The following is a 24149-nucleotide window of genomic DNA, read 5'->3' as shown; positions in this document are numbered from 1 at the left end:
GGGGCCGTATGATGCGTATTCCATTTGCAGCAATGCTGGGTTTGTTTTTCACCGGCGTCTATTTTTTCATGGCAATCTTTGCCGGTTGGATCGCCCCTTATGGCATGGCCGAAGTTGTCGGTGACAGCTGGGAGCCATGGTCCTGGGCCCATCCGCTTGGCACTGACAGCATCGGGCGCGATTTGCTTTCGCGGATGATCTGGGGCGGGCAAACCACGATCTTTGTCGCCACCATGGGCACGATCCTGTCCTTCACGCTTGGCTCGGTTCTTGGGTTCATCGCGGCGGTCAGGGGTGGCTGGATTGACCAGTTGCTCAGTCGTCTGGTAGATCTGATGATGTCGATCCCCTCGCTGATCTCGGCGCTGGTTGTGCTTTCGGTGATGCCGGTGACCTTGCCGATATTGATCATCGTCATGGGGGTTCTGGATGCGACCCGCGTGTTCCGTCTAAGCCGCGCGGTTGCCGTCGACATCACCGTCATGGATTATGTCGAAGCCGCCCGTCTGCGCGGTGAAAAGCAGCTTTGGATCATCTTTCGCGAGATCCTGCCAAATGCGCTTTCGCCGCTGATCGCAGAGATGGGGCTGCGCTTTATCTTTATGGTGCTGTTCATTTCGACGCTGTCTTTCCTCGGGCTTGGCGTACAGCCGCCGATGGCCGATTGGGGCGGTATTGTTAAGGAAAACAAGGATGCAATCGTTTATGGCGTTCCTGCCGCATTGGTGCCGGCATTTGCCATCGCGTCATTGGCCATTTCGGTCAATCTGGTTGCCGATTGGGTGCTGAACCGGACCACCAGCCTGAAAGGGGGCCGCGGATGAGCGATGTTCTGCTTGAAGTCAAAGATCTGAAAATCGAAGCCACCGCCTATCCTCCCGGAGAGCCGCCGCAGGATATCACCATCGTCGAGGGCGTGTCCTTTGCGGTGGATAAGGGCAAGGTACTGGGGCTGATCGGTGAATCCGGAGCGGGGAAATCCACCATCGGCTTGTCGGCGATGGCCTACGGGCGCGGTGGCGTGCGCATCACCGGCGGCGAGGTCATGGTCAACGGGCGCGATATCTTGCAAATCGGTTCGGCCGGTCTGCGGGGTTTGCGCGGCAAAGAGGTGACCTATGTTGCCCAATCCGCCGCGGCCGCCTTTAACCCCGCAAAAAAGCTGATGGAGCAGGTGATCGAGGCGACCCTGCACCACAAGCTGATGACGAAGGAAGAGGCCGAGGCGCGCGCGATCTCGCTCTTTGATCAGCTTGGTCTGCCCAAACCCGAAACCATCGGCAACCGCTATCCGCATCAGGTGTCTGGGGGTCAGTTGCAACGGGTGATGACGGCAATGGCGCTTTGCCCCAAACCCGACCTTGTGATCTTTGATGAGCCGACAACTGCGCTGGATGTGACCACCCAGATCGATGTTCTGGCCGCGATCAAAAAAGCGATCCGTGATACGGGCGTGTCCGCGCTTTATATCACCCATGATCTGGCCGTGGTGGCACAGATTGCCGATGATATCATGGTGTTGCAAAGCGGGCAGATGGTGGAATATGGCACCACCGATCACATCATCAACTCTCCGACCGAGGAATATACCCAAGCCTTGGTTTCGGTCCGCTCGGTCAAGCATGTCGAGCAAACGTCAGGCGCGCCGGTGCTGTCGGTCAATGGCATCACCGCACGCTATAAAGGCACGAAGTTTGATGTGCTCAAGGATGTTACGGTGGATCTGCCCGAGGGGCAGACCCTTGCCATCGTGGGTGAGTCCGGGTCGGGCAAGTCGACGCTGGCGCGGGTGATTACCGGGCTTTTGCCGCCGTCGGACGGTGAGATCCTGTTTGACGGCCGCACCCTTGCGCCCGATTTCGAAAAGCGCACCCGTGATGATCTGCGCGAAATCCAGATGATCTATCAGATGGCTGATACCGCGATGAACCCGCGCCAGACCATCGGCACCATCATCGGCCGTCCGCTGGAGTTCTATTTTGGCCTGCGCGGTGCGGAAAAGCGGAAACGGGTCCAGGAACTTCTGGATGATATCGAGATGGGCGAAGGCTTCATCGACCGCTATCCTGCCGAGCTTTCGGGGGGACAAAAGCAGCGTGTCTGTATCGCGCGCGCCCTTGCGGCCAAGCCCCGGATGATCATCTGTGATGAGGTGACCTCGGCGCTTGATCCGTTGGTAGCGGCGGGGATTTTGAAGTTGCTTTTGAACCTTCAGAAACGGGAAAACGTGGCCTATCTGTTCATTACCCATGATCTGGCAACGGTGCGTGCCATCGCCGATAGTATTGCGGTGATGTATCAGGGGCGCGTGGTGCGCTATGGCAACAAGACCGAGGTGCTCTCGCCGCCCTTTGATGATTATACCGATCTGCTCTTGTCTTCGGTTCCCGAGATGGAGCTGGGCTGGCTGGAACGCACCATTGCCAATCGCAAGATGGAGGCGGCAGGCAACTGAGCGTTGCCTGCCAGTCGGCCGTCAGGCGCCATGCGGGGTGATGACAACCTTGCCAGTGGATTTGCGATCCCGAAGCAGGTCCAGCCCGGTCTGGGTTTGGTCGAGCGGCAGGCAATGGCTGATATGGGGACGCAGGCCGCCGGCCTCATACCATTCAAACAAGGTCGCCATGCTGCGCGACAGGGTTTGTGGTGCGAATTTCGCATAGCCCCCCCAGTAAAGCCCGATCACTGTCAGGTTCTTGACCAGCAGGTGGTTGGCGGGGATCTGCGGAACCTCGCCACCGGCAAAGCCGATGGGGATCAGGCGACCTTCGGGCTTGGTGGCGCGCATCGCCTGGGTAAAGGCAGGGCCGCCGACGGCGTCAAACACCACATCCACACCGCCAAGCGCCAAAAGAGCTTCGCGCAAATCCGGTGCTTCGCTGTCAATGACATGATCGGCACCCGCATCACGGGCGATCGCCAGTTTTTCCGGCCCACGTGCCGTGGTAATGACCCGCGCGCCCATACGCTTGCCGATTTCCAGCGCGGTTAAACCCACGCCACCCGTGGCCCCCATGACCAAAAGGGTCTCTCCTGGTTGCAACCGCGCGCGGTGGTCCAACGCGAGGTGGCTGGTGCCATAAGCGATCTGAAAGGCGGCGGCATCGGTGAAAGGCATTGCATCCGGGATCGGGGTACAGGCCTTTGCGTCAAAGCAGCCCCATTCCGCCAGCCCGCCCATGCCCGCATAGACCGCGACACGGGTGCCAATCGCGGGGTGGTCGACGCCCGAGCCAAGCGCCTCAACCACACCTGCCAGCTCCATGCCGAGGGTAAAGGGCAGGGCGGGGCGCTCTTGGTACTTGCCTTTGATCATAAGCAGGTCGGCAAAGTTCAAGCCGCAGGCCATAATCTTGACCCGCACCTCGCCCTTTTGGGGTTCAGGGCGCGGGGTGTTGGTTAAGGACGCAGGGTGCCCGGCTGTCTCTACACGAAATGCGCGCATGGTTTTTCCCTTTAAGGTGGTTTCCGTTAATCATACATAACGTATTGATAATGCGGCTACCATTGGGATCGCTCTATGCAAAACGCGAAAAACCCATTCGCGCGATTTGCAATATGCAACATATTTTGCAAATACTGGAGGTGTCGCCCGGCTGGGCTGTTAACTATCATTGAGCGGAATGGTGCCGACACTTATTCTTTAAGACAAATTGACCTGTCTAAAAGGTCAGGTCTTTTTGGTGAATGCAATGAATTTTATCAAAATTTGGGGTGCTATCAGCTTTGGCACGGTTTTTGCTTGTAAACTAAAAAGCGCGTAAAATATTGATGGAGTACCCTGATGAAACACCCGGTCGATGTCCATGTAGGCAAGCGAATCCGTCACCGTCGTTGGATGGTGGGCATGACACAACAACAGCTTGCCGATTGTGTGGGAATCAAGTTTCAACAGATCCAGAAATATGAAACCGGAATGAACCGCGTTTCGGCTTCGCGTTTGTGGGATATCTCGACCGCGCTTGGTGTTGCAATCAGCTTTTTCTTTGAAGGTCTGAGCGAAGAGCCGGAAACCCCGCGCCGGATGGAAGGGGATATGCTTGCCGACAAGGAAGCGTTGGAGCTTGTGCGCTCCTATTACGCGATCCCTGAGGCACAGCGCCGTCGTTTGTTCGACCTGGCGCGTGTCCTGAGTGCCGCGGCCTAGACGCCTTCCTCTTGACCGCATGCTGTCTAGCCGCTAGCGCTGCGCAAGTTTATCGCCCCTTGGCTATAAACTTGGGGCAGCCTTGCGGAGAAAACTATCATGCTGACACAGAGCGAAGTTGAAGATATCCGGCATACCGCAGCGGCTTTGGCCGATGCAGCGCGGGTCGCCACTTTGGCGCATTTTCGCAAGCCAGGGTTGACGGCGGATACCAAAGAGGCAACGCATTTTGACCCGGTCACCATTGCGGATCGTGAGTCAGAAATCGCAATGCGTGATATTCTGGCGCGCCGCCGCCCTGACGACGCTATTCTGGGCGAGGAGTTTGGCCTTAAACCGGGGGTCTCTGGTTTGACTTGGGTGCTGGATCCCATTGACGGCACGCGCGGGTTTTTGTCCGGCACACCAACTTGGGGGGTTCTGATCTCGGTCGCCGATGGGAATGGCCCGATTTACGGGCTGATTGACCAACCCTATATCCAGGAACGGTTCGAGGGCGGCTTTGGGCGGGCCTTGGTCAATGGCCCGATGGGGGCGTCGGTGCTGCGGACCCGTTCGACGCCCGATCTGTCGCAGGCGATCTTGCTTTCGACCTTCCCAGAAGTTGGGGATGACGCCGAGGGTGAAGCCTTTCGCCGCGTGGCAGGGCAGGTGCGTCTGGTGCGCTATGGGATGGATTGTTACGGCTATGCGCTTTTGGCTGCGGGGCAGGTTGATCTGGTGATCGAAGCGGGGTTGCAGACCTATGACGTTCAGGCCCCGATCGCGGTGATCGAGGCGGCAGGCGGTGTTGTAACCAATTGGCAGGGTGGGTCGGCGTGCCAAGGGGGGCAGGTTCTGGCAGCGGCCAATCCCGAAATCCACGCGGCGGCGATGGCCTATCTGAACGCTTGACTTGTTCGGGCACCGGATCTGACAAACCCGATGCCCGACGGTCCGTTACCAGTGCCCGATGTTTTCCGCACTCGCCCAAGGTTCTGCCGGGGCCAGCGATTCACCCTTTTGCAACAGCTCGATAGAGATGTTGTCGGGGCTGCGCACAAAGGCCATATGCCCGTCGCGGGGCGGGCGATTAATCACCACACCATTGGCCGCCAGATGGGCGCAGGTCGCATAGATATCTTCCACCTCATAGGCCAGATGGCCGAAATGGCGGCTGTCGGATGGCAAGGCGTCATCGCCATCCCAGTTATAAGTCAGTTCCACGGGGCATTCCGGCTGGCCTGGAGGGGCCATGAAAACCAGGCTAAAGCGCCCTTTTTCATTGTCCACCCGACGGGTTTCTTCCAGCCCGAGCAGGTTGAAGAATGCCATGGTTTTTTCCAGATCCAATACGCGAACCATCGTGTGTAGATATTTGATCGACATCCGTATCTCCTTTTTTGCCTGTGCCAAGTATAGGGCCGAATACGCCAAATGCGACCCCGTGCGCAATCGGCTAAAACTTGGAAACCAGCCCCAATGTGACCGAGGTTTCCTTGACCTCGAACCGGCTGACATTCGAGGTTGTGCGCTGATGACGTAGGCGCACTGGGGGGTAAAGCCCGCATAGCTGATGTCATTCACCTGAAGTTGAAGCTGGGCATAGCCGGTCTTGTCGCTCCGCCCGCCCGGCACCTCGATTGCGGCAATCGTGTAGCCATCAAACTGCGCTTTTTGAAACCCCAAGGTGCCGCCGATACTGACGGGCCCAAGCGGTTTTGCCAAAGTGTATCCAAGCTGCGCGCCAAGCATGGTGCCTGATCGCCCCTGAACGGCGGTGTCAAGGCGGCTTGCCAAAAGGCTCGCCATGATCAGGTCGGCGTTGTCGCGCTGGTGGATAAGCGTGCTGCGCAGGGCAAAGCTGCGGTCGCCGCGCTGGCCATTGCGCCCTTGGCGCTGTTCGGCCTCTAGGGCGCTGTCGATCAAGCTGTTGGCTGAGATCGCGGTGCGATGCCCAAGGGTCGCGCCATAAAACCCGTAGTCGTTGCTGCTTTGATAGGATTGCCGCCCCACCGTGCCCGTTACGCTAAAGCGATGCTTGCTGCCCTGCGCCTGCCAGTCCTGGCGCAGCGACAGGGCCAATCGGTCGGAGCCAAAGCCCGGATCACCGCCCAGCCGCGCCTTCTCGGCCTTACCAAGATGTACCCGTCTGGTCGAGATTTCAGCCCCCAATACCGTTTCGCTGCTTGCGCTTTGCCGCAAACGATAGCCCATGTTGATGGCGGCCTCGGCCACAAAGCCTTTTACCGCCTGCGCATCCGCGCTTAGGCTGCCAACCACGGGCAGCCCGTCGATGATGTTGTATTGCCCCGTGCTGCCATTGTTCACATTGTCCGAAGGGCGTAACGAAAAGGCCAGCTTTACCCGCCACGGATTGCGGGCTTTGACGGCACGAAACTGCGCGATAGAGGTGTTCTTGCGCCCCGCATCAGGGGCGGCCTCGGCCGATTGGCGCAACCACCATTGGGCCGTGGTCAGTGCACCGCGTTGAAAGGCAAGATCCGCGGCCAGATGGGCGGATTGATACGACTGTTCGGGCGTTTTGGCATAACGGTAGGAACGTTTCGCCGCCCGTTCGGCGGTTTTCCCGTCGCCCATACGCATCAGGCTGTTGGCCATCAGGAAATGTGCGAAGCTGTCGGTTTTATCCTGTGCCAGCAGGCTGGTCGCGATCTGAGCCGCGATGTCGGGTCGTCCATGACGGATCGCCTGAAGCCCCAATACTCGGGCCTCATCCGCGGACACGCTTGTATAACCCGCAGGCGCTTGTGCATAGGCAATCGGGGCGAGCAAAAGGCTGGCCGCCACCAATCCCGCCCAAAGCCGGGGGACCTTATGGCGCGGTGCCAACGCAATCCCCGCCCGATGCCGTCAACCCGCATTGATCCAGCACAAAGATACCGCGCTCCACTGCATCGGTGATCTTTTCGCCTGCGCCATTGCGGACATCCGTTAAATGCACCCCGCCCGCGATGCTTGACGCATCCGTGCCGCCAAATACGCCACCATAGGTCCCAGCTGAAGTTTTGACAGGCCCGCGTTCAACGGTTCCCTCAAAGGTGCCATTTGCCAGAATCTCGGTTGGTTCCATGTTCAGGTCTTCAAGCCTGACGCCGGTCCCGTCGTTGTAATTCGCACTGCTCACATTCGAGGTGATGCTGAGGTCGATCGCATTGCGGTTCTTGACGATGCCATTGACCATATCATCCGCAAAGTTGGCGTTCACAAAAACATCGCCGGTGATCCGTGTGGCCTGATTGGGGGCCTCTGAGGGTGCTGTGGGGCGCCCGGCGGGGATGGGCAACAGGTCGTCGCCCGCAGCGCCACCGTTTAGCATGCCCGCGTATTTCCCGGTATAGGAAACCTGCCCGCGGCCAGGGCCTTCGGCCGTTGCATCGGGTGGGGTATAGCCCCCTTCGCGGTAATAATCCGTACCAGAAAAATAGCTGCCGAACTGGCCCCCATCCCCCGCTAGAACCGCACTGGCAGAGCCATCCGCGCTGGTCGCTGCAAGCCCGATAAACAGTCGGTCAAGCGCGTCTTCTTGTACCGCAAAGGCCTGATAACCGGGAATATCAAGTGCCGGACGGCGTTGCCATGTGGCCTCGATCGGGGTGGCATCCAATGCAGAGATGTTCACCAATACTGTGTCAAGATTACTGCCGGTTCCGCGAATAATCTTTGCATTCGCCAGATTGAAGGCCAGCCCATCAGGTACAACGACCGGGCTGCTTGCCGTGATTATATCGCCGTCACCCCCGTCGGTGGAGCCGTCCGGCGGTGTTTCCTCGGGGAAAATCAAAGGGTTGTTCAGGGAGTTTCCGCTACAGCCCATAAGGCCCAACGCAAGCGCACAAGACGCCAGTATATTGATGTTCATTGCACCACTCGATTGGTTATTTTGAGAAAACGATTGGTTATTTTGAGAAAACAATGCCTGCCCCATGCCATTTTTGTCAATCACAGCGCGCGTGCTGCGCCGTGGTTGGTGCAAAAAAGACGCGCAACCTATGGGTGTTTTGATTGCAGGTCCTAGGTGTCGGTTCCGCGCCAACGCTTGCCCTTTGCCCACGCCGCATATATGTGACATTAACCCTAGCATAGACGAGGCCTGCCATGCCCCTTTCCCCCGACCAGCGCGCCGAGATCGATGCGCAACGCGCCAGCCCCAAGCCCACGCTTCGTGCAGTTTCCGAAGGGATGGAGGCGCATCTTTACCATGCGCATGAGGTGCTCGATCACGGGTTTGTCCGCGTCATCGACTATATGGGCGATGATGCCGCCATCGTGCAGGCGGCGCGTGTGTCTTATGGCGCAGGGACCAAACATGTGTCCAACGATGAGGGACTGATCCGCTATTTGATGCGGCATTGGCATTCGACGCCGTTCGAGATGTGCGAAATCAAACTGCACGTCAAACTGCCGGTCTTTGTTGCCCGCCAGTGGATTCGCCACCGCACCGCGAATGTGAATGAATATTCCGCCCGCTATTCGATTCTGGACCGAGAGTTCTATATCCCCGCGCCCGAACAGCTTGCCGCACAATCGGTGGTCAACAACCAAGGCCGCGGTGAAGTGCTGACCGGCGAAGAAGCCGCCCGCGTGCTGGAGATGCTCAAGCGCGATGCGAACACCGCCTATGACCATTACGAATCCATGCTCTCGCAAGAGGGGCAGCAAGGGTTGGCGCGTGAACTGGCGCGTATGAACCTGCCCGCAAATATCTATACGCAATGGTATTGGAAGGTCGATCTGCACAACCTTTTCCACTTCCTGCGCCTGCGCGCCGATGCTCACGCCCAATATGAAATCCGCGTCTATGCCGATGCGATCTGTAAGGTCGTTGCCGATTGGGTCCCGATCGCTTTTGGTGCGTTTGAGGATTACCGTATGGGCGGCGCCACCCTCAGCGGCAAGGCGATTGATTGCGTGCGCCGGATGCTGAAGGGTGAGGCCGTCACACAAGAAACCTCTGGCATGAGCAAGGGGGAGTGGCGCGAGTTTATGGGCGTCGTGAACTCCCCTGAATGAGCAATCTTAGAACGCTTAAAGGCAGCGTTGTAAGTGGCGAGCTACTATTGTTTTTTAACGTGAGAGGCCACGCGATAGGCTTTGACCCGCGCCGACCTGTCATGCTATGCAACCTAATCCTGTAGCTGCGGACCTATTTTGCCTAGCTTGGCGTCTTGATTGTTAAAGTTTGCCCGTAGAAACCTCTTGTATTCTCGGCTTTGGTGTGTTGCCTTTCATCGCCTATCCTCGCGGATACTGGTATCTATGTCGGTCCATATGACGCCGAAGTCGTTCGGGTTATTGATGGTGACACGATTGAAGTCACGGCAAGCATTTGGCCTGGTTTGACGGCAGAAGTTCATGTGCGAGTGTTGGGCATCGATGCGCCAGACGTCCCCAATGATGGGTGCCCAAACGGCGTAGAATTTGAGAAGACCGTAACGGATTGGGTAGAAAAAACCTATCCTGTCGGGAAATTGGTTCGCCTTGAAAATGTGCAGCGAGGAGCATTTGCAGGCCGCGTGGTTGCCGATATAAAAAGGTTTCGCAGTGATCGATGGCTCTCATTGGCGGATGAACTGCTGGCCCGTAAATATGCGGTTGAATGGAAGTTGGGCCAATCAACGCCACCATGGTGCTTGCTTGCGCCGGAATAGCGCACCGTAATCCTGATTATGCCGTGATGGAAAGAAGTGCCCCACCCATGCAAAACATGGGCTTTGCGTCTGTGTTTGAGTGATGTGGCCGAATCGTTCTGGACAAAAAGAAACCGGGGTCTTGGCTTGCATCTTTTGCAGGGGCATGGAACCTAAGGGCAGCCCGTTGTGAAAGCCGTGATCGATGCTGCCCATCCTCCTTAAAACGCTCCCCTTTTTCGCGCTGATCGGGCTTGGATATTGGGCCGCGCGCGTGCGTTTTTTCACGCCCGAGGCCACCGCTTGGCTGACGAAATTTGTGTTTTACTTTGCGCTGTCGGCGATGCTGTTCCGCTTTGCCTCGAATCTGTCGCTGGCCCAGGTCTGGGATGCGCGCTTTGTGGCGGCCTATTTGTTGGGCTGCACCGTTGTCTACGCGCTGGCCTTTGGCGTGGCGCGCTGGCGCAAGGTCTCGGTAGAGGAGGCGGCGGTTGAGGCGCAATGCGCGGTGATCGGCAACACCGGATTTCTGGGCGTGCCGATGTTGGTGGTCTTGATGGGACCACAAGCGGCGGGGCCGGTGTTGATGGTGCTTGCGATTGATCTGATTGTTTTCTCAACCATTATTACATTGATCATCACAGGTATGCGGCAGGGCGGGATGAGCTTTGGGATGATCAAGGTTCTGGCCATCGGCTTGCTGAAAAACCCGATGATCGTCTCGATGGCTCTGGGGCTGTGCTGGTCCACTACGGGCGTGGCTGTGCCAGAACCTGTCAATGATTTCATGGCCTTGCTGGGCGGAGCTGCGACGCCGGGTGCGCTTTTTGCGATTGGCGCATCGCTGGCCGGCAAATCGGCCGAGCGGCTGGCAGTGGCGGGCTGGCTTTCGTTTTGCAAGCTGGTGCTGCATCCGGCGGCGGTGGCGTTTGCGGCAATTGTGATTTTTCACGTCGATGCGGAGGCGGCGGGCGTAATGATTGCGGCGGCGGCCTTGCCTGTTGCGGGCAATGTCTACATTCTGGCGCAGCATTTCGGGGTGGCACCACAGCGTGTTTCCGCCTCGATCCTGATTTCAACGGCGGTCAGCATCGTGACCGTTACCATCGTGATGGCCCTTGTAATGGGCTGAAGGGGACAGACATGAAAACCATTTCAGAAAACCGTGCTTTTGGCGGCGTTCAGGGCGTTTACAGCCATGCATCCGAGGCCTGCGGTTGCGATATGACATTCGGCCTGTTCCTGCCCGAAGAGGCAGAGCATGAGCCGGTTCCAGTGGTCTGGTATCTGTCGGGCCTGACCTGCACGCATCAGAATGCGATGGAAAAGGCCGGCGCGCAGGCATGGGCCGCCCAGCAGGGAGTGGCGCTGATTTTCCCCGATACCAGCCCGCGCGGTGCGAATATCGCGGACGACGAGGCCTATGATCTGGGGCAGGGCGCGGGCTTTTATGTCAACGCCACCGAAGCCCCTTGGGCGCCGAATTTCCGTATGTGGGATTACATCACCGAGGAACTGCCCCATCGTGTGTTCAGCGCCTATCCGCTGGACGAAGGGCGGCAGGCGATCACGGGCCATTCGATGGGCGGGCATGGCGCCTTGACCGTTGCGATGTCCTTTCCGGGGCGGTTCCGCTCGGTTTCTGCCTTTGCGCCGATTGCCAACCCCAGCGCCAGTGACTGGGGCCGCAAGCAGTTTACCGCTTATCTGGGCGCGGATGAAGCGAAATGGGCCGCACATGACGCCTGTCTTTTGATGAAGAAGCGCGGCTTTGACGGGCCGATGCTGATTGATCAGGGCGGCTCGGACCAGTTTCTTGAGCTGCTGCGCCCCGAGGCTCTGGCCGAGGCAGCCGTCAGTGCGCGTCAGAACATGATTTTCAGGATGCAAAAGGGCTATGATCACAGCTACTTCTTTGTGTCGACTTTTATGGAAGACCACATCAACTTCCACGCCGAGGCGCTTTATGCGTAACCCCCAATGACCGTGATTTACATCGATGCCGATGCCTGCCCCGTCAAGGCCGAAGCTGAAAAGGTCGCCACACGTCACGGCATCCGTATGGTGCTTGTCTCCAACGGCGGGATCCGTCCCTCAGCCAACCCGTTGGTCGACAGCGTTTTTGTTTCGGACGGGCCGGATGAGGCGGATAAGTGGATCGCGGATAATGCGGGCGCGGGGGATGTGGTGATCACGGGCGATATCCCGCTTGCGGATCGTTGTGTGCAGGGGGGCGCGAAAGTCCTCAAACACAATGGAGAAGAGTTGCATGCGCGCAATATCGGGCAGGTTCTGGCGACCCGCGACCTGATGCAGGATCTGCGCAGTGCCGACCCCTTTCGCCAAGGCGGGGGCAAGCCCTTTTCCAAGGCGGACCGTTCGCGGTTTCTGGATGCGCTGGAACGGGTGGTTCAGGCAGCAAAACGCGGATAGTGTCGCAACCGGGATAGACAGGTCGTAACTGGACCGGCCTAGTGTCGGCATGACTTATGCAAGCGCCACACCCGACCGTCGTATCCTCTTGCTTGGCATTGCCAGTGCGATGGGGGCATCCTGCTTTTTCTCGATCAATGACACGTCGGTCAAGTTTCTGAGCGGGGGATATGCCTTGCACCAGATCGTGCTGATCCGGTCGCTGATCGGAATGACGGTCTTGTCACTGTTTGTGGTGCCATCGCATGGCGGGTTTTCGGCCTTTCGGACGCGTCGTTTGGGGATGCATCTGCTGCGCGGCAGTTTCGTCGTGACCTCTAACCTGTGCTTTTTCCTTGGGTTGGCGGTGATGCCGATGGCCGAGGCGGTGGCGCTGTTCTTCATCGCGCCCTTGCTGATCACCGCCCTGTCGGTGCCGATGCTGGGCGAAAAGGTCGGCCCGCGCCGGTGGGCGGCGGTCGGGGTCGGGCTTTTGGGTGTGATCGTGATGCTGCGGCCGGGGGCGGGGATATTCCATCCTGCGATGTTGCTGCCACTCTTTGCGGCCTTTTGCTATGCGATGCTGCATATGCTGACGCGCCGTTTGGGGACGACAGAAAGTGCGGTGACCTTGACAGTTTATATCCAGCTTACCTTTATCGGGATTTGTGCGATCAGCGGGCTGATCCTTGGCGGCGGGGTCTTTGCGAGTGAGGCCAATGCCTCGCTGGCCTTCCTGACCCGCGCGTGGGAATGGCCGGATATTGCGGATATGCCCATCCTTGGGTTGATCGGCTGCGCCTCGGTTATGGGGGCGCTGTTGATCACGCACGCCTACCGCTCTTGTGAGGCGGCGGTGGTGGCCCCCTTTGAATATGTCTCGATGCCGCTGGCGATTGTCTTTGGCGTGGTGGTTTTTGGTGAATGGCCTGATCCGGCAGCTTGGGGCGGGATTGCGCTGATTTGTGGTGCGGGGCTTTATACCGTTTTGCGAGAAACCCGCGCCCATCCCGACACACCGCCCCTTGCATCTGTGCCCGGAAACCTGCGATCTACGGCCCTAGGTGGTGACCCGGAGGCGTAGGTATGCAAACACCCGAGGCGGTGGTTTTCGATATCGGCAATGTGCTGATCGAATGGCAACCCGAACGCTATTACGATGCCGTTCTGGGGGCCGCGCGGCGTGAGGCCCTGTTTGACGCGGTGGACCTGCACGCGATGAACGAGCGTATCGATGCAGGCGCCCCGTTCCGCGACACGGTTTATGCGACCGCCGCCCAACACCCCGCGTGGGAGGATGAGATCCGCTGGTGGTATGACCGCTGGGTTCAACTGGCCGCGCCGCGTATTGAGCATTCCATCACCTTGATGCGGCGGTTGCGGGCCAAGGGTGTGCCGGTCTTTGCGCTGACCAATTTTGGCGATGACACCTTTGCCTATGCCCAGACCCAATATGATTTTCTGGCAGAGTTCGACCGCGCCTATGTTTCGGGCCGCATGGGGGTGACAAAACCCGCGCCCGTCATTTACCAGATGCTGGAGGCCGATTGCGGTATCGCCCCCCAAGGGTTGCTCTTTACCGATGACCGGCTGGAAAATATCAAGGCCGCCGCCGCGCGCGGTTGGCAGACCCATCATTTCATCCACCCGCAAGGCTGGGCCGACCGCCTTGTTGCGGCACAATTACTGACCGATAAGGAGGCCATGCCATGAGCATCGAAATCGTCCCTGCCGAGGCGGAAACCCTGTTGGACTGGCACGCGCTGACGGGTGCGCTGGCGGCCGGTCACCGCCTGCCACGGGCCGAGGTGGGGGATAGTTTCCTGTATCGCGGGGCGGATACGCTGTTGAACCGGGCCGCATGGATTGACGGTTTGGGGCAATTGGTGAAATGCGCGACGATCTTTCCGGGCAATGGCGCGCATGGGAAGGCCACGATCAATGGCTCTGTCACACTCTATGCCGATCAGACCGGGGAGTTGGAGGCACTTGTGGATTTCCACCTTGTGACCAAATGGAAAACCGCAGGTGACAGCCTGCTTGCCGCGAAAAAGCTTGCCCGCAAGGACAGCCGCAAGATCTTGCTGGTGGGGGCAGGAACGGTTGCCGCCTCGATGATCCAGGCCTATTCCAGCAGCTTTACGGGGGCGGAGTTTTCGGTCTGGGCGCGCAATCCGGTTTCGGCCAAGGCCTTTGCCGATGCGCATGGCATCACCGCCGTGACCGATCTTGCGGGTGCGGTGGCGCAGGCCGATATCATCTGCACCGCCACCATGTCCAAAGAGCCGCTGATCATGGGCGAATGGTTGCGGCCCGGTCAGCACCTTGATCTGATCGGGGCATTCCGGCCCGATATGCGCGAGGTGGATGACCGCGCGCTGACACGGGCGCGGCTGTTTGTCGATGCCCGCGCCACCACCCTCCACCATATCGGAGAGCTGATGATCCCCATCGCCAGCGGTGCGATCACCGAGGGCCATATCGCCGCCGATTTCTACGATCTTTCCAAAGGCATCTATACCCGTCGGTCTGATGATGAAATCACCATTGCCAAGAATGGCGGCGGGGCGCATCTGGATTTGATGACGGCGGCCTATATCTTGCAGGCGTGGAAAATGCGGTAAGCTGTGCTTGCCTATTAGCGCTAACACAGGCAGAACCATAGAGGAGTTGACCTGACCGGAGCTAAAGGTGCCCGCTATGACATCTAACCTGCGCGGAGCCTTGATGGCGCTGGCCGCCTTTGCGATCTATTCAACGCATGATGTGTTCGTCAAATTTCTTGGCGCGCATTATTCGCCGGTGCAGATCGTGTTTTTCTCGGTCCTGCTTGGCTTTCCCTTGGTCGCATTGATGTTGATCGGGGATCGCAATGACGGCAACCTGCGCCCGCGTCACCCATGGTGGAGCTTGCTGCGCACCTGCTCTACGATGGTAACCGGTATTTCGGCGTTTTATGCCTTTTCGGTACTGCCCCTGACGCAGACCTATGCCATCCTTTTTGCCGCACCGTTGCTGATCACCCTGCTGGCGATCCCTATTCTGGGTGAAAAGGTCGGTATCCGGCGGGGCTTGGCCATTGTGGTCGGGCTGGCTGGTGTGATGATCGTTTTACGTCCCACCGGCAGCGCGCTTGGCCTTGGCCATGCAGCGGCCCTGGCGGCGGCGGTCTGTTCGTCGCTGTCCTCTGTGATCGTGCGCAAGATCGGGCATAATGAACGGTCTGTCGTCTTGCTGATGTTCCCTATGGTGGCGAATTTTCTGGTGCTGGGGGCCATGCTACCCTTTGTCTACGAGCCGATGCCAATAGAGCATCTGGGCATGATCGCCGTCATTGCGGCCTGCGCCTTTGTTGCCAGTCTGTTTGTCATCGGGGCTTATAAGGCAGCCGAGGCGGTGATCGTAGCGCCGATGCAATACAGCCAGATGATCTGGGCGACGATTTATGGCTATTTGATCTTTCAAGAGTCTCCTGACGGCATGACGCTCTTGGGGGCGGGGGTTATCATGGCAAGCGGCGTCTATATCGTGCTGCGTGAAAGCGGGGGCAATGTATCCAAGAACAGCCCGGTTCTGCGCTCACGTTCACGCCCAGAAACCGGCACGCAGCCGCGGATCAGTCTTTTGTTGCGGCGTATGCGCGATCCGAAACAATAACGCATGACCGAAACGCTTGCGTGACCGCTTGATCCGCGTATGCTGCGCCAGAAAACGAAAAGGGTGCCGCAGTGCAGAAACTCGAACCGATCACCGATTTTGTGGAAATCACCCCATCGGCTGAAATTGCGGTAGCCACCCATGGTTGGCGGGCGAAATGTCTGCAACGCCTGCTGCGGCTGGATATGCCGGTGCCGCGGACGGTGGCCTTGCCCGCAGCAACAGTTCAGGCGATTGCCGCGGGTCGCAGCCTTGATTGCAACGGCGTGCTGAAATGTTTCGGGGAAAACCCGCTGGTCTCGGTGCGGCCAAGCCCGGAGAACCCCGAATGGGGCGGGCCGTCGACCGTGCTTAATATCGGGATGAATGCCGCGCGCCATGCTGTCTTGGTGAAAACCCATGGGCAGGCGGCGGCCGATGCGCTCTATCTGCGGTTTGTGCAGGGCTATGCGGTGCATGTGGCGCGGCTTGATCCCGATATGTTTGAGATCGCCGAACCCTCGGCGCAGGCGCTGCGCGACGCCTTATCCGCCTACCGCGACGAGATGGATGAACCCTTTCCCGAAGATCCCGCGCGCCAGTTGGCTGAGGTTTTGCGGTCGATGTCACGGGCTTGGGCCGGCACTTCGGCGCGGCTTTTGCGTCAATCCAAGGGCGCGCCCGAGGAGGCCGCATTGGGGCTTGTGGTACAGGAAATGGCCCAAGGTCTGGGGCAGGGGATTTCGGGCAGCGGTGTTATCCAGTTTGTGGATCCGGTTACCGGGCTGGAACAGGTCACGGGGCGCTTTTTGGGACAGGGTCAATCCAGCGATATTGCGGAAAAACGCGAGGAGGCGCTGTATCTGACCTGCGATCCGCGCGGCCCCTCGCTTGAGGAGTTGGCACCAGAACTTTTTGAAAGCCTCGCGCGCCAAGGGGCTGCGTGCCGTGCCAAGCTGCGCGAAGAGATGCAGTTGGAATTTACCATCAACGACAGCCATCTGGCGGTGATTGATGCCGTCCGTGTGCCGCGTTCCAGTCGTGCAGGTTTGCGCATTGCGGTGGACCTTGCCAATGACGGGATCATCACCCGCGAAGAAGCCTTGCTGCGCGTCGAACCCCGCGCCTTGTCAGAGCTTTTGCACCCGCAAGTCGATCCGCGCGGGACGCGGGATGTAATCGGGCGCGGTATTGCGGCCAGTCCGGGGGCGGCGACGGGGCGGATTGTGTTTACCTCGGCCGCGGCACAGGCCAGCGCCTCGCGCGGAGAGCCTTGTATCCTTGTGCGGCGTGAGACCGCGCCTGAGGATATTCGCGGCATGCATTCGGCGGTCGGGGTTCTGACCGAACGTGGCGGTATGACCAGCCATGCGGCGGTGATCGGTCGCGGGCTTGGCCTGCCCTGTGTGGTGGGGGCCTCGGACCTGAGCCTGGATGTGAAGGCACGGGTTTTGCAATCCAAAACCGGGCGCAAACTGGTCGAGGGTGATCTGATCACGATTGATGGGACTTCGGGTCAGGTTCTGGCCGGCGCGGTCGAGATGTTGCCGCCTGCGTTGGATGATGCCTTCAGGATGTTGCTCTCTTGGGCCGATGATGTGCGCGATATCGGTATTCGGGCCAATGCCGACACGCCTGCCGATGCCCAGAACGCCCGCAACTTTGAGGCGCAGGGTATTGGCCTTTGCCGCACGGAACATATGTTTTTTGAAGAGGCGCGCCTTGTCGCAATGCGCGAGATGATCTTTGCCGACACGCCCGCCGACCGGGCAACGGCCCTTGCACGCCTGCTGCCAATGCAGCGCGACGACTTTGTGCAACTATTTGAAATCATGCAGGGTTTGCCCGTTTGTATCCGCTTGTTCGATCCGCCCTTGCATGAATTCCTGCCCCATTCGCGGGAGGGGTTGCGCGAATTGGCTGAGGCCTTGGACCGCCCCCTTTCGGAGGTGACGCGCCGCGCCGAGGCATTGACCGAGTTCAACCCGATGCTGGGGATGCGCGGTGTGCGTTTGGGGATCGTTCTGCCCGAGATCTACGACATGCAGGCGCAGGCGATCTTTGAGGCCGTGGTAGAGGTCGCCCGCCGCGGTGGCTCTATCGTGCCGGAGATCATGATCCCGTTGGTCTCTGCCTCTCGCGAGGTGGAGCTGGTCAAGACCCGCATTGATGCGGTGGCGGCCAAGGTGCGCACGGCCACACGGGCGGAATTCGACTTCAAGCTGGGGGTGATGGTGGAAACCCCGCGCGCGGCCCTGCGCGCCGGTGAGATCGCCCAGCATGCCGCCTTTCTGTCCTTCGGCACCAATGACCTTACGCAGATGACCTACGGGCTGTCGCGTGATGATGCGGGCCGTTTTATGAACACCTATGTGCAGCAGGGTGTCTATCCCGAAGACCCCTTTCACATTCTGGATTTCGACGGGGTTGGGGAACTGTTGCTGATCGGGGCAGAACGTGGCCGCGAGACCCGCGCCAATCTGACATTGTCGATTTGCGGAGAGCATGGCGGTAACCCCGAATCAATCGCCTTCTGTCGCAAGGCCGGTTTTGATTATGTGTCATGTTCATCCTATCGGGTGCCCTTGGCGCGGCTGGCAGCGGCGCATCTGGCGCTTTTGGATAAAAATCTCGAAAATTTATCAGAAACAAATAGTTAAACCCGGTATTGGACAGCAGTCGCCAAGGGTGTTATTAACTACTGTTGCATTAATGCAACAAGGCATGGACTCGCGGATATTTTTCGGCTATGCAGTGGCCTTATTAAGCTTTGGGGCCGCGGAACTTGCGCTGCTTGAATTGGTGAAACGGGTACCGGGACGGAACAGATGAATGTGCGATTAAAATGGTTGGGTAGTGCCTCTTTGTGTTTGGTGCTGGCAGGAACGGCAATGGCCGAAACATCGGTCAGCCGGTCGAATAACCCGACCCAGCAGCTTGGCTCCTTGATTGGGGCAGAACAGCGCGCGCTGAACAACATTCCCGAAGATATGCTAATTGCCTTGCGCCCCAAAGAAGCGCCCGAGCGGGTTAAATACGACAAATCCTGGGTTGCCAGCCAGCCCAAAGCGACGGGCGGAGAACAATTCGCCTGCCTCGCGCAGGCGCTTTATTTCGAGGCGCGCGGCGAAACCGTCAAAGGGCAGTTCGCCGTGGCCGAGGTGATCTTGAACCGTGTGGACAGCCAGAGCTACCCCAATTCGATTTGCGGTGTGGTCCAGCAGGGCGCAGAGCGTCGCAACGGTTGCCAGTTCTCATATATCTGTGACGGTCGCCCGGATACGATCAGTGAACAGCGTGCCTATGCGCGGGTTGCCAAGATCGCGCGCGCGATGATCGATGGTGCGCCGCGTGCGTTGACCGATGGCGCGACCCATTTTCATACCACAAACATACTTCCCCGTTGGGCGCGTATTTTTCCCAATACGGCAAAAATCGGCAGCCATCTGTTTTACCGCCAGCCGTCCTGATCGGGCTTGGCCCCGCTTGCTTTGACGTGCTAAGGCTCGGATAAGTCTGATACTTGCGGAGTGGCCATGGCCGTTGACACCTCTACTGCTTTTGCCCACCCCGAAGAGCGTGCGGCCGCAATGGCCGGTCCGGACCCGTTGGACCGGATCTCGGTACGCGATTATGTGGTCGAGGTCGAAATCGGTGCCTTTGCCCAGGAACGCGGCCTGCTGCAAAAAGTCCGTTTCAATATCGTGGTTGAGGTGGCCCCCGTGCCACAACCCCTTGATGATGATGTCGATCTGATCCTTTCTTATGACCGTTTGACCGAAGCCGTAGCGCATGAGTTGCAGGCCGAACGTATCAACCTGCTTGAAACATTGGCAGAGCGGGTCGCGCTGCGTATTCTGGCCGAACCCCAAGCCTTGCGTGCCTTTGTGCGGATCGAAAAGGTGGACCGTGGCCCCTATGATCTGGGCGTGGAAATTGTGCGCTCCAAGGCGGAGGAGATGCCGCAGGCCAGTGTAGCACCGCGTCCGGTGGTGGGCTATCTTGCAGGCCCCGACCATTTGGCGGATGTGATTGCCGCCGCTGATGGCGCGCCCCTTATTCTGGTGGTGGCGGATGCGGGATATGCGCGCCCGTCATCGCCCGATCCGCAGGCGCAACGCCGCATAGACCTCTTGGCGATGGAGCAGGCAGCATGGGCGCTGGCAGGGCAGGACCCGTGCTGTTTCGTTGTCGCCACCCGGACAGAGCTGGACTGGGCCTTGCGCAACGGACAGATCAGCCTTTGGGCACCTGCGCGGATGGTGGTTGACGCCGTGCCGCCGCCGCAGGGGGATGCGCTGGCGCTGGCGGTCTGGCTGTCTGAACAGATGCAGGCGGTGGAGCTGTTGGTCGCGGGGGCCGCCCTGCCGCAAGCATCTGTACCTGTGCGGGGGCTGGTGTGATGGCCTGGACCGTTCCACACCCGATCTTGGGGCGCGGTGCTGATACGCTGCCGCTTGCGGGCAGTCGTTTTGTGCGCATCGATGGTGATCGTACAAAGAGGGGCCTTGATGGCTTCACGGCTTTGCCCGCGCCGATCTGTGGCCTGTCGATGGACTGCCCCCGCATCATGGGCATTTTGAACGTGACCCCCGACAGTTTTTCGGATGGTGGCGATCTGGCCTCGGTACAGCAGGCGGTGGCGCGGGCGCGATTGATGGGTGCGGCGGATATTCTCGATATCGGCGGTGAGAGTACCCGGCCGGGGGCGCAGACCGTGACCGTGGCCGAAGAGATCGCCCGAGTTGCCCCCGCCATTCGCGGGCTGCGCGCTGCAGGCATCACCAAGCCCATCAGCATTGACACCCGCAAGGCCGCCGTCGCCGAGGCGGCACTGGATGCGGGGGCTGATATCGTCAATGACGTGACCGCCTTTCGCTATGATCCCGAAATGGCGGATCTGGTGGCAGAGCGTGGCGTGCCCGCCTGCCTGATGCATTCCAAGGGTGATCCCGCGACCATGCAAGACAACCCGACCTATGTCGACGTTGTGGCCGAGGTGATGGACCATCTGGCGGAACGTGTGGACTTTGCCCGATCACGCGGGGTGGGGCAACTTATCGTCGATCCGGGGATAGGTTTTGCCAAAACACAGGCGCATAATCTTGACCTTTTGCGGCAACTTTCGGTGCTACACGGGCTTGGATTGCCGGTGCTTTTGGGGGCGTCGCGCAAAAAGTTCATCGGCGCGATCGGCGGCGCCGCCGAGGCCCGAGACCGGATGGCGGGCTCTGTTGCGGTGGCTTTGCACGGGGCGGCCATGGGAGCTCAGATCCTGCGCGTGCATGATGTCGCCAAGACAGCGCAGGCGCTTGCATTGTGGAAAGCGATGCAATTTGCGACGGAATGATGCTTTTGTCGCGGTAATTCTGCAAGAAACCTCTTTTCAAGAGTGTTAATTTGCGCGAAAGATGCGCCGACAGCCCAAAATTTATACTTTGGCTGAAATTTACGCGAAGGCATCTACATGAACAACATCGATGAAAAGCTTCAACCTCTCCTTGCCGAGGTGATCCGCCGCAATGCCGGCGAGGCAGAATTCCACCAAGCGGTGCGTGAAGTTCTCGAAAGTCTCGGGCGTGTGGTGGCCAAACACCCGCATTACCTTGAGCTGGCCCTCATTGAGCGGATCTGTGAGCCGGAGCGCCAGATCATTTTCCGCATCCCATGGGTTGATGACAAAGGGCAGGTACAGATCAACCGTGGCTTCCGCGTGCAGTTCAACTCGGCCTTGGGGCCATATAAAGGCGGGATGCGGTTCCACCCTTCGGTGAATGTGGGCATCATCAAGTTCCTCGGCTTTGAGCAGACGTTTAAGAACGCGCTGACGGGGATGCCGATCGGTGGGGGCAAAGGTGGGTCTGATTTTGATCCCAAAGGCAAATCTGATGGTGAGATCATGCGATTTTGCCAGTCGATGATGACAGAAATGTTCCGCCATATTGGCGAATACACCGATGTTCCGGCAGGCGATATTGGCGTGGGCGGCCGTGAGATCGGCTACTTGTTCGGCCAGTACAAGCGTCTGACCAACCGGTATGAGGCCGGTGTGCTGACCGGCAAGGCGCTGGCCTATGGCGGCTCTCGGGCGCGGACCGAGGCGACCGGCTATGGCAACACCTATTTCACGCAAGCGATGCTACAAACCGCAGGCACGGACTTCGACGGCAAGAAGGTTACTGTGTCGGGCTCGGGCAATGTGGCGATCTATACGATTGAAAAGGTGCAGTCTTTTGGCGGCAAGGTCATCGCCTGTTCTGATTCCAGCGGTTATATCATTGATGAGAACGGCATTGATCTGGCGCTGTTGCAAGACATCAAAGAAGTGCGGCGCGGGCGTATTGCGGACTATGTGCAACGACGCGGCGCAGGGGTATCCTTTATCGCCGCCGACAAGGGCTCTATCTGGGATGTGCCTTGTGATGTCGCCATGCCTTCGGCGACGCAGAACGAGCTGTCGGGCAAGGATGCGCGTCGATTGGTCAAGAATGGTGTGATCGCGGTGGGTGAGGGGGCAAATATGCCAAGCACCCCGGATGCGGTCAAGGTGTTCCATGATGCGGGCGTGATGTTCGCACCTGGCAAGGCCGCCAATGCGGGGGGTGTTGCGACATCGGCGCTGGAGATGCAGCAAAATGCCAGCCGCGACAGCTGGACCTTTGCGCAAACGGAAACGCGGCTGGCCAGCATCATGCGCGATATTCACGATACTTGCTATGAAACCGCCGATGAATTTGGCGAGCCGGGCAACTATGTGATGGGCGCCAATATCGCAGGCTTTGTGCGCGTGGCCGAGGCTATGCGGATGATGGGCGTTATCTGATCACGCGCCGCAATGTTAGGGGCCGCCTTTCGTGCAGGGGCGGCCTCTATTTATTGCCGTTGATCCATTTCGGCATCAGCCCCTTGTCGCGAAAACATTCGTCCGGGACGGCGCGCCGTTTGATCCGTGCCAGCCGTTCGGCAAAGGCCACCTGCTTGGGGCTTGGTCGCCTGTCCTGTGAAGCCGTATGCGATCTGACGCGGGGTGGTGGGAAGGGCAAATGTGGAATTTTCCATCGGTTGCCTCGTCAGCCCGCCCGCCATGATCCGTACGAACACACCTATGTCACGCCATCTAGCGTCAGGTGCATCCAACCAGCGCAAGCCATTGTGGTTGTGAAGATATTACCGCTCAGAACGCGCAAGTCACCTAAACGCTGAACACTGCGACTCTTCGGAAAACAAGCCCGAGAGGGCATCCCGCAAAACTTCTTATAGAAGCATGCGCCGCTCATACGACGCGCGCGACACAGCTCCAGAGATTGGCACGCAAACCGGCGCCTGCTTCAAGATGCCGAAGATCTGTGCGTCGCCATATTGTGCCATCTCCATAAAAATTTCGTCAGCTATCTGCCAAGAAAAATTTATGCGGGATATAAGCCTGTTCATTTTTTGCACTGGAATTAAACCACGCAAGAGGAATGTGGGGGCCAAAAAATGGCGTGCACTTTCATTTTGGCCGCTCCCATACATCTACGACCCTATGACGATATGGTGGTGCCTTAATGGAACGAAAAATGCAGTCCTGGAATTTTCAGGACTGCATCATTTAATGTGAAGAGCCGAAGTGATCTGCCCCATTTGCATTGTATATCAGTATGGCGGCCTATTTCGGGCCGATCATCATCACCATCTGACGGCCTTCCAGTTTCGGAAAGTTCTCGACCTTACCGGCCTCTTGGGCAATCACATCATCCGCAACACGGTTGAGCAATTCCATACCAAGCTGCTGATGTGCCATTTCCCGGCCCCGGAAGCGCAGCGTGACCTTGACCTTGTCACCCTCTTCCAGAAACTTAAGAACAGAGCGCATCTTGACGTCATAATCATGCTTGTCCGTGCCGGGACGGAACTTGATTTCCTTGATTTCAATGATGTGCTGCTTTTTGCGGGCTTCCGCCTCACGCTTTTGCTGCTCATATTTGAATTTGCCGAAGTCCATGATTTTACAGACCGGCGGTTCCGCATTGGGCGAGATTTCGACTAGGTCCAACCCGGCCTCCTCAGCCATGGCCATCGCACGGGCAGGCGTGACAACGCCTACGTTTTCCCCGTCAGCGCCGATCAGGCGAATCTCGGAGCTGCGGATGCGATCATTTACGCGGGGGCCCGTGTCGCGTTGCGGCGGGGCGTTATGTGGTCTGCGGGCTATGGTTTACTTCCTTCTTTTGTTTCAGATGCAGAGGCATTGCCCCTACGCGAGGTAAAATAGACCTCCGGCGCGGGTTGTTCAACTCCTTTCGGTGAAAACCTGCCAGATAGGCGCGGCGCCGCGGCAAAGC

The 24149-nt window shown here is 58.7% G+C and carries 22 protein-coding genes and 2 pseudogenes; 18 read left to right on the top strand and 6 right to left on the bottom strand.

The window, feature by feature from the left end; genetic code table 11:
• Positions 1-8: 8 nt before the first annotated feature.
• Both AKU94_RS15945 and AKU94_RS15940 read left to right on the top strand, forming a co-directional pair.
• The gene (locus AKU94_RS15945; protein ID WP_050528259.1) at positions 9-824 is read left to right on the top strand and encodes an ABC transporter permease; all 816 of its coding nucleotides are present in this window, start codon (positions 9-11) and stop codon (positions 822-824) included.
• Entirely contained in the window at positions 821-2455 is a 1635-nt protein-coding gene (locus AKU94_RS15940; protein WP_050528258.1) for an ABC transporter ATP-binding protein, read from the top strand. Before AKU94_RS15945 ends, AKU94_RS15940 begins: the two co-directional genes overlap by 4 nt.
• A 21-nt stretch (positions 2456-2476) precedes the next feature.
• On the opposite strand, the gene AKU94_RS15935 is transcribed toward AKU94_RS15940, so the two are convergent.
• Complete coding sequence (locus tag AKU94_RS15935; protein WP_050528257.1) at positions 2477-3445, bottom strand: NADPH:quinone oxidoreductase family protein; 969 nt, start codon at positions 3443-3445, stop codon at positions 2477-2479.
• 339 nt (positions 3446-3784) lie between these two features.
• Between AKU94_RS15935 and AKU94_RS15930 the strand changes: the two genes are divergently transcribed.
• Together AKU94_RS15930 and AKU94_RS15925 are read left to right on the top strand one after the other, a co-directional pair.
• Entirely contained in the window at positions 3785-4147 is a 363-nt protein-coding gene (locus AKU94_RS15930; protein ID WP_050528256.1) for a helix-turn-helix domain-containing protein, read from the top strand.
• A 99-nt stretch (positions 4148-4246) separates the two neighbouring features.
• Positions 4247-5041: an inositol monophosphatase family protein gene (locus tag AKU94_RS15925; RefSeq protein WP_050528255.1), complete on the top strand. Its 795-nt coding sequence runs from the start codon at positions 4247-4249 to the stop codon at positions 5039-5041.
• Between the two features lie 45 nt (positions 5042-5086).
• Here the strand turns inward: AKU94_RS15925 and AKU94_RS20525 are convergent, their stop codons facing one another.
• The 3 genes and pseudogenes from AKU94_RS20525 to AKU94_RS15915 all read right to left on the bottom strand — a co-directional run bounded on the left by AKU94_RS20525 (position 5087) and on the right by AKU94_RS15915 (position 8009).
• Positions 5087-5515 carry a VOC family protein gene (locus tag AKU94_RS20525; RefSeq protein WP_050528328.1) on the bottom strand — a complete coding sequence of 143 codons (429 nt, stop codon included), beginning with the start codon at positions 5513-5515 and terminating at the stop codon, positions 5087-5089.
• Between the two features lie 165 nt (positions 5516-5680).
• Positions 5681-6343 (bottom strand): annotated as a pseudogene (locus AKU94_RS20520) (surface lipoprotein assembly modifier); the annotation flags it as partial.
• Positions 6344-6962: 619 nt separating this feature from the next.
• Positions 6963-8009: a hypothetical protein gene (locus AKU94_RS15915; RefSeq protein WP_157056575.1), complete on the bottom strand. Its 1047-nt coding sequence runs from the start codon at positions 8007-8009 to the stop codon at positions 6963-6965.
• A 236-nt stretch (positions 8010-8245) separates the two neighbouring features.
• Here AKU94_RS15915 and thyX point away from each other — a divergent pair, with 236 nt between their 5' ends.
• From thyX to gdhA, 14 genes are all read left to right on the top strand, one after another.
• Complete coding sequence (gene thyX, locus AKU94_RS15910; RefSeq protein ID WP_050528253.1) at positions 8246-9160, top strand: FAD-dependent thymidylate synthase; 915 nt, start codon at positions 8246-8248, stop codon at positions 9158-9160.
• 326 nt (positions 9161-9486) lie between these two features.
• Positions 9487-9798, top strand: a complete 312-nt coding sequence (locus tag AKU94_RS15905; protein WP_157056574.1) for a hypothetical protein — start codon at positions 9487-9489, stop codon at positions 9796-9798.
• Positions 9799-9982: 184 nt separating this feature from the next.
• Positions 9983-10909, top strand: coding sequence for an AEC family transporter (locus tag AKU94_RS15900; protein ID WP_050528251.1), 927 nt, complete (start codon positions 9983-9985; stop codon positions 10907-10909).
• A gap of 11 nt (positions 10910-10920) precedes the next feature.
• Positions 10921-11751, top strand: coding sequence for an S-formylglutathione hydrolase (fghA, locus tag AKU94_RS15895; protein WP_050528250.1), 831 nt, complete (start codon positions 10921-10923; stop codon positions 11749-11751).
• Positions 11752-11757: 6 nt separating this feature from the next.
• Complete coding sequence (locus AKU94_RS15890) at positions 11758-12210, top strand: YaiI/YqxD family protein (protein ID WP_050528249.1); 453 nt, start codon at positions 11758-11760, stop codon at positions 12208-12210.
• 49 nt (positions 12211-12259) lie between these two features.
• A complete protein-coding gene (locus tag AKU94_RS15885) occupies positions 12260-13273 on the top strand; it encodes a DMT family transporter (protein WP_083445098.1) in 1014 nt (337 codons plus the stop codon).
• 2 nt (positions 13274-13275) lie between these two features.
• Positions 13276-13902, top strand: coding sequence for an HAD family hydrolase (locus AKU94_RS15880; protein WP_050528248.1), 627 nt, complete (start codon positions 13276-13278; stop codon positions 13900-13902).
• Positions 13899-14813: an ornithine cyclodeaminase family protein gene (locus AKU94_RS15875; protein WP_050528247.1), complete on the top strand. Its 915-nt coding sequence runs from the start codon at positions 13899-13901 to the stop codon at positions 14811-14813. Before AKU94_RS15880 ends, AKU94_RS15875 begins: the two co-directional genes overlap by 4 nt.
• A gap of 76 nt (positions 14814-14889) precedes the next feature.
• Positions 14890-15846 (top strand): DMT family transporter, encoded by a 957-nt coding sequence (locus AKU94_RS15870; protein WP_050528246.1) that lies wholly within the window; start codon positions 14890-14892, stop codon positions 15844-15846.
• A 71-nt stretch (positions 15847-15917) separates the two neighbouring features.
• Entirely contained in the window at positions 15918-18485 is a 2568-nt protein-coding gene (locus tag AKU94_RS15865) for a putative PEP-binding protein (protein WP_050528245.1), read from the top strand.
• Between the two features lie 231 nt (positions 18486-18716).
• The gene (locus AKU94_RS15860; RefSeq protein WP_232295783.1) at positions 18717-19295 is read left to right on the top strand and encodes a cell wall hydrolase; all 579 of its coding nucleotides are present in this window, start codon (positions 18717-18719) and stop codon (positions 19293-19295) included.
• Positions 19296-19361: 66 nt separating this feature from the next.
• The gene (locus tag AKU94_RS15855; protein ID WP_050528243.1) at positions 19362-20228 is read left to right on the top strand and encodes a dihydroneopterin aldolase; all 867 of its coding nucleotides are present in this window, start codon (positions 19362-19364) and stop codon (positions 20226-20228) included.
• Positions 20228-21175 (top strand): dihydropteroate synthase, encoded by a 948-nt coding sequence (gene folP / locus AKU94_RS15850; RefSeq protein WP_050528242.1) that lies wholly within the window; start codon positions 20228-20230, stop codon positions 21173-21175. The genes AKU94_RS15855 and folP overlap by 1 nt, the downstream gene beginning before the upstream one ends.
• Positions 21176-21292: 117 nt before the next feature.
• The gene (gene gdhA / locus AKU94_RS15845) at positions 21293-22648 is read left to right on the top strand and encodes an NADP-specific glutamate dehydrogenase (RefSeq protein WP_050528241.1); all 1356 of its coding nucleotides are present in this window, start codon (positions 21293-21295) and stop codon (positions 22646-22648) included.
• Positions 22649-22694: 46 nt separating this feature from the next.
• Here the strand turns inward: gdhA and AKU94_RS20515 are convergent.
• Both AKU94_RS20515 and infC read right to left on the bottom strand, forming a co-directional pair.
• A pseudogene (locus AKU94_RS20515) lies at positions 22695-22884 on the bottom strand (hypothetical protein).
• A 589-nt stretch (positions 22885-23473) separates the two neighbouring features.
• The gene (gene infC / locus AKU94_RS15830) at positions 23474-24019 is read right to left on the bottom strand and encodes a translation initiation factor IF-3 (RefSeq protein ID WP_050528239.1); all 546 of its coding nucleotides are present in this window, start codon (positions 24017-24019) and stop codon (positions 23474-23476) included.
• Positions 24020-24149: the final 130 nt, after the last annotated feature.

Source organism: Pseudorhodobacter aquimaris (assembly GCF_001202025.1).
GTDB classification, from domain to species: Bacteria; Pseudomonadota; Alphaproteobacteria; order Rhodobacterales; family Rhodobacteraceae; genus Pseudorhodobacter; species Pseudorhodobacter aquimaris.
The sequence above is the reverse complement of the archived record's forward strand: the minus strand, read 5'-3'. Positions and strand labels throughout refer to the sequence as shown.

Excerpts from the sequence above, each read along its gene's own strand:
- AKU94_RS15915 (WP_157056575.1), bottom strand. The coding sequence starts at position 8,009 with ATGAACATCAATATACTGGCGTCTTGTGCGCTTGCGTTGGGCCTTATG.
- AKU94_RS15935 (WP_050528257.1), bottom strand. The coding sequence starts at position 3,445 with ATGCGCGCATTTCGTGTAGAGACAGCCGGGCACCCTGCGTCCTTAACC.
- AKU94_RS15855 (WP_050528243.1), top strand. The coding sequence starts at position 19,362 with ATGGCCGTTGACACCTCTACTGCTTTTGCCCACCCCGAAGAGCGTGCG.
- fghA (WP_050528250.1), top strand. The coding sequence starts at position 10,921 with ATGAAAACCATTTCAGAAAACCGTGCTTTTGGCGGCGTTCAGGGCGTT.
- AKU94_RS20525 (WP_050528328.1), bottom strand. The coding sequence starts at position 5,515 with ATGTCGATCAAATATCTACACACGATGGTTCGCGTATTGGATCTGGAA.
- gdhA (WP_050528241.1), top strand. The coding sequence starts at position 21,293 with ATGAACAACATCGATGAAAAGCTTCAACCTCTCCTTGCCGAGGTGATC.
- AKU94_RS15870 (WP_050528246.1), top strand. The coding sequence starts at position 14,890 with ATGACATCTAACCTGCGCGGAGCCTTGATGGCGCTGGCCGCCTTTGCG.
- AKU94_RS15860 (WP_232295783.1), top strand. The coding sequence starts at position 18,717 with ATGGCCGAAACATCGGTCAGCCGGTCGAATAACCCGACCCAGCAGCTT.
- AKU94_RS15900 (WP_050528251.1), top strand. The coding sequence starts at position 9,983 with ATGCTGCCCATCCTCCTTAAAACGCTCCCCTTTTTCGCGCTGATCGGG.
- AKU94_RS15945 (WP_050528259.1), top strand. The coding sequence starts at position 9 with ATGATGCGTATTCCATTTGCAGCAATGCTGGGTTTGTTTTTCACCGGC.
- AKU94_RS15925 (WP_050528255.1), top strand. The coding sequence starts at position 4,247 with ATGCTGACACAGAGCGAAGTTGAAGATATCCGGCATACCGCAGCGGCT.
- AKU94_RS15880 (WP_050528248.1), top strand. The coding sequence starts at position 13,276 with ATGCAAACACCCGAGGCGGTGGTTTTCGATATCGGCAATGTGCTGATC.
- AKU94_RS15940 (WP_050528258.1), top strand. The coding sequence starts at position 821 with ATGAGCGATGTTCTGCTTGAAGTCAAAGATCTGAAAATCGAAGCCACC.
- folP (WP_050528242.1), top strand. The coding sequence starts at position 20,228 with ATGGCCTGGACCGTTCCACACCCGATCTTGGGGCGCGGTGCTGATACG.
- AKU94_RS15890 (WP_050528249.1), top strand. The coding sequence starts at position 11,758 with ATGACCGTGATTTACATCGATGCCGATGCCTGCCCCGTCAAGGCCGAA.
- AKU94_RS15875 (WP_050528247.1), top strand. The coding sequence starts at position 13,899 with ATGAGCATCGAAATCGTCCCTGCCGAGGCGGAAACCCTGTTGGACTGG.
- thyX (WP_050528253.1), top strand. The coding sequence starts at position 8,246 with ATGCCCCTTTCCCCCGACCAGCGCGCCGAGATCGATGCGCAACGCGCC.
- AKU94_RS15885 (WP_083445098.1), top strand. The coding sequence starts at position 12,260 with ATGACTTATGCAAGCGCCACACCCGACCGTCGTATCCTCTTGCTTGGC.
- AKU94_RS15930 (WP_050528256.1), top strand. The coding sequence starts at position 3,785 with ATGAAACACCCGGTCGATGTCCATGTAGGCAAGCGAATCCGTCACCGT.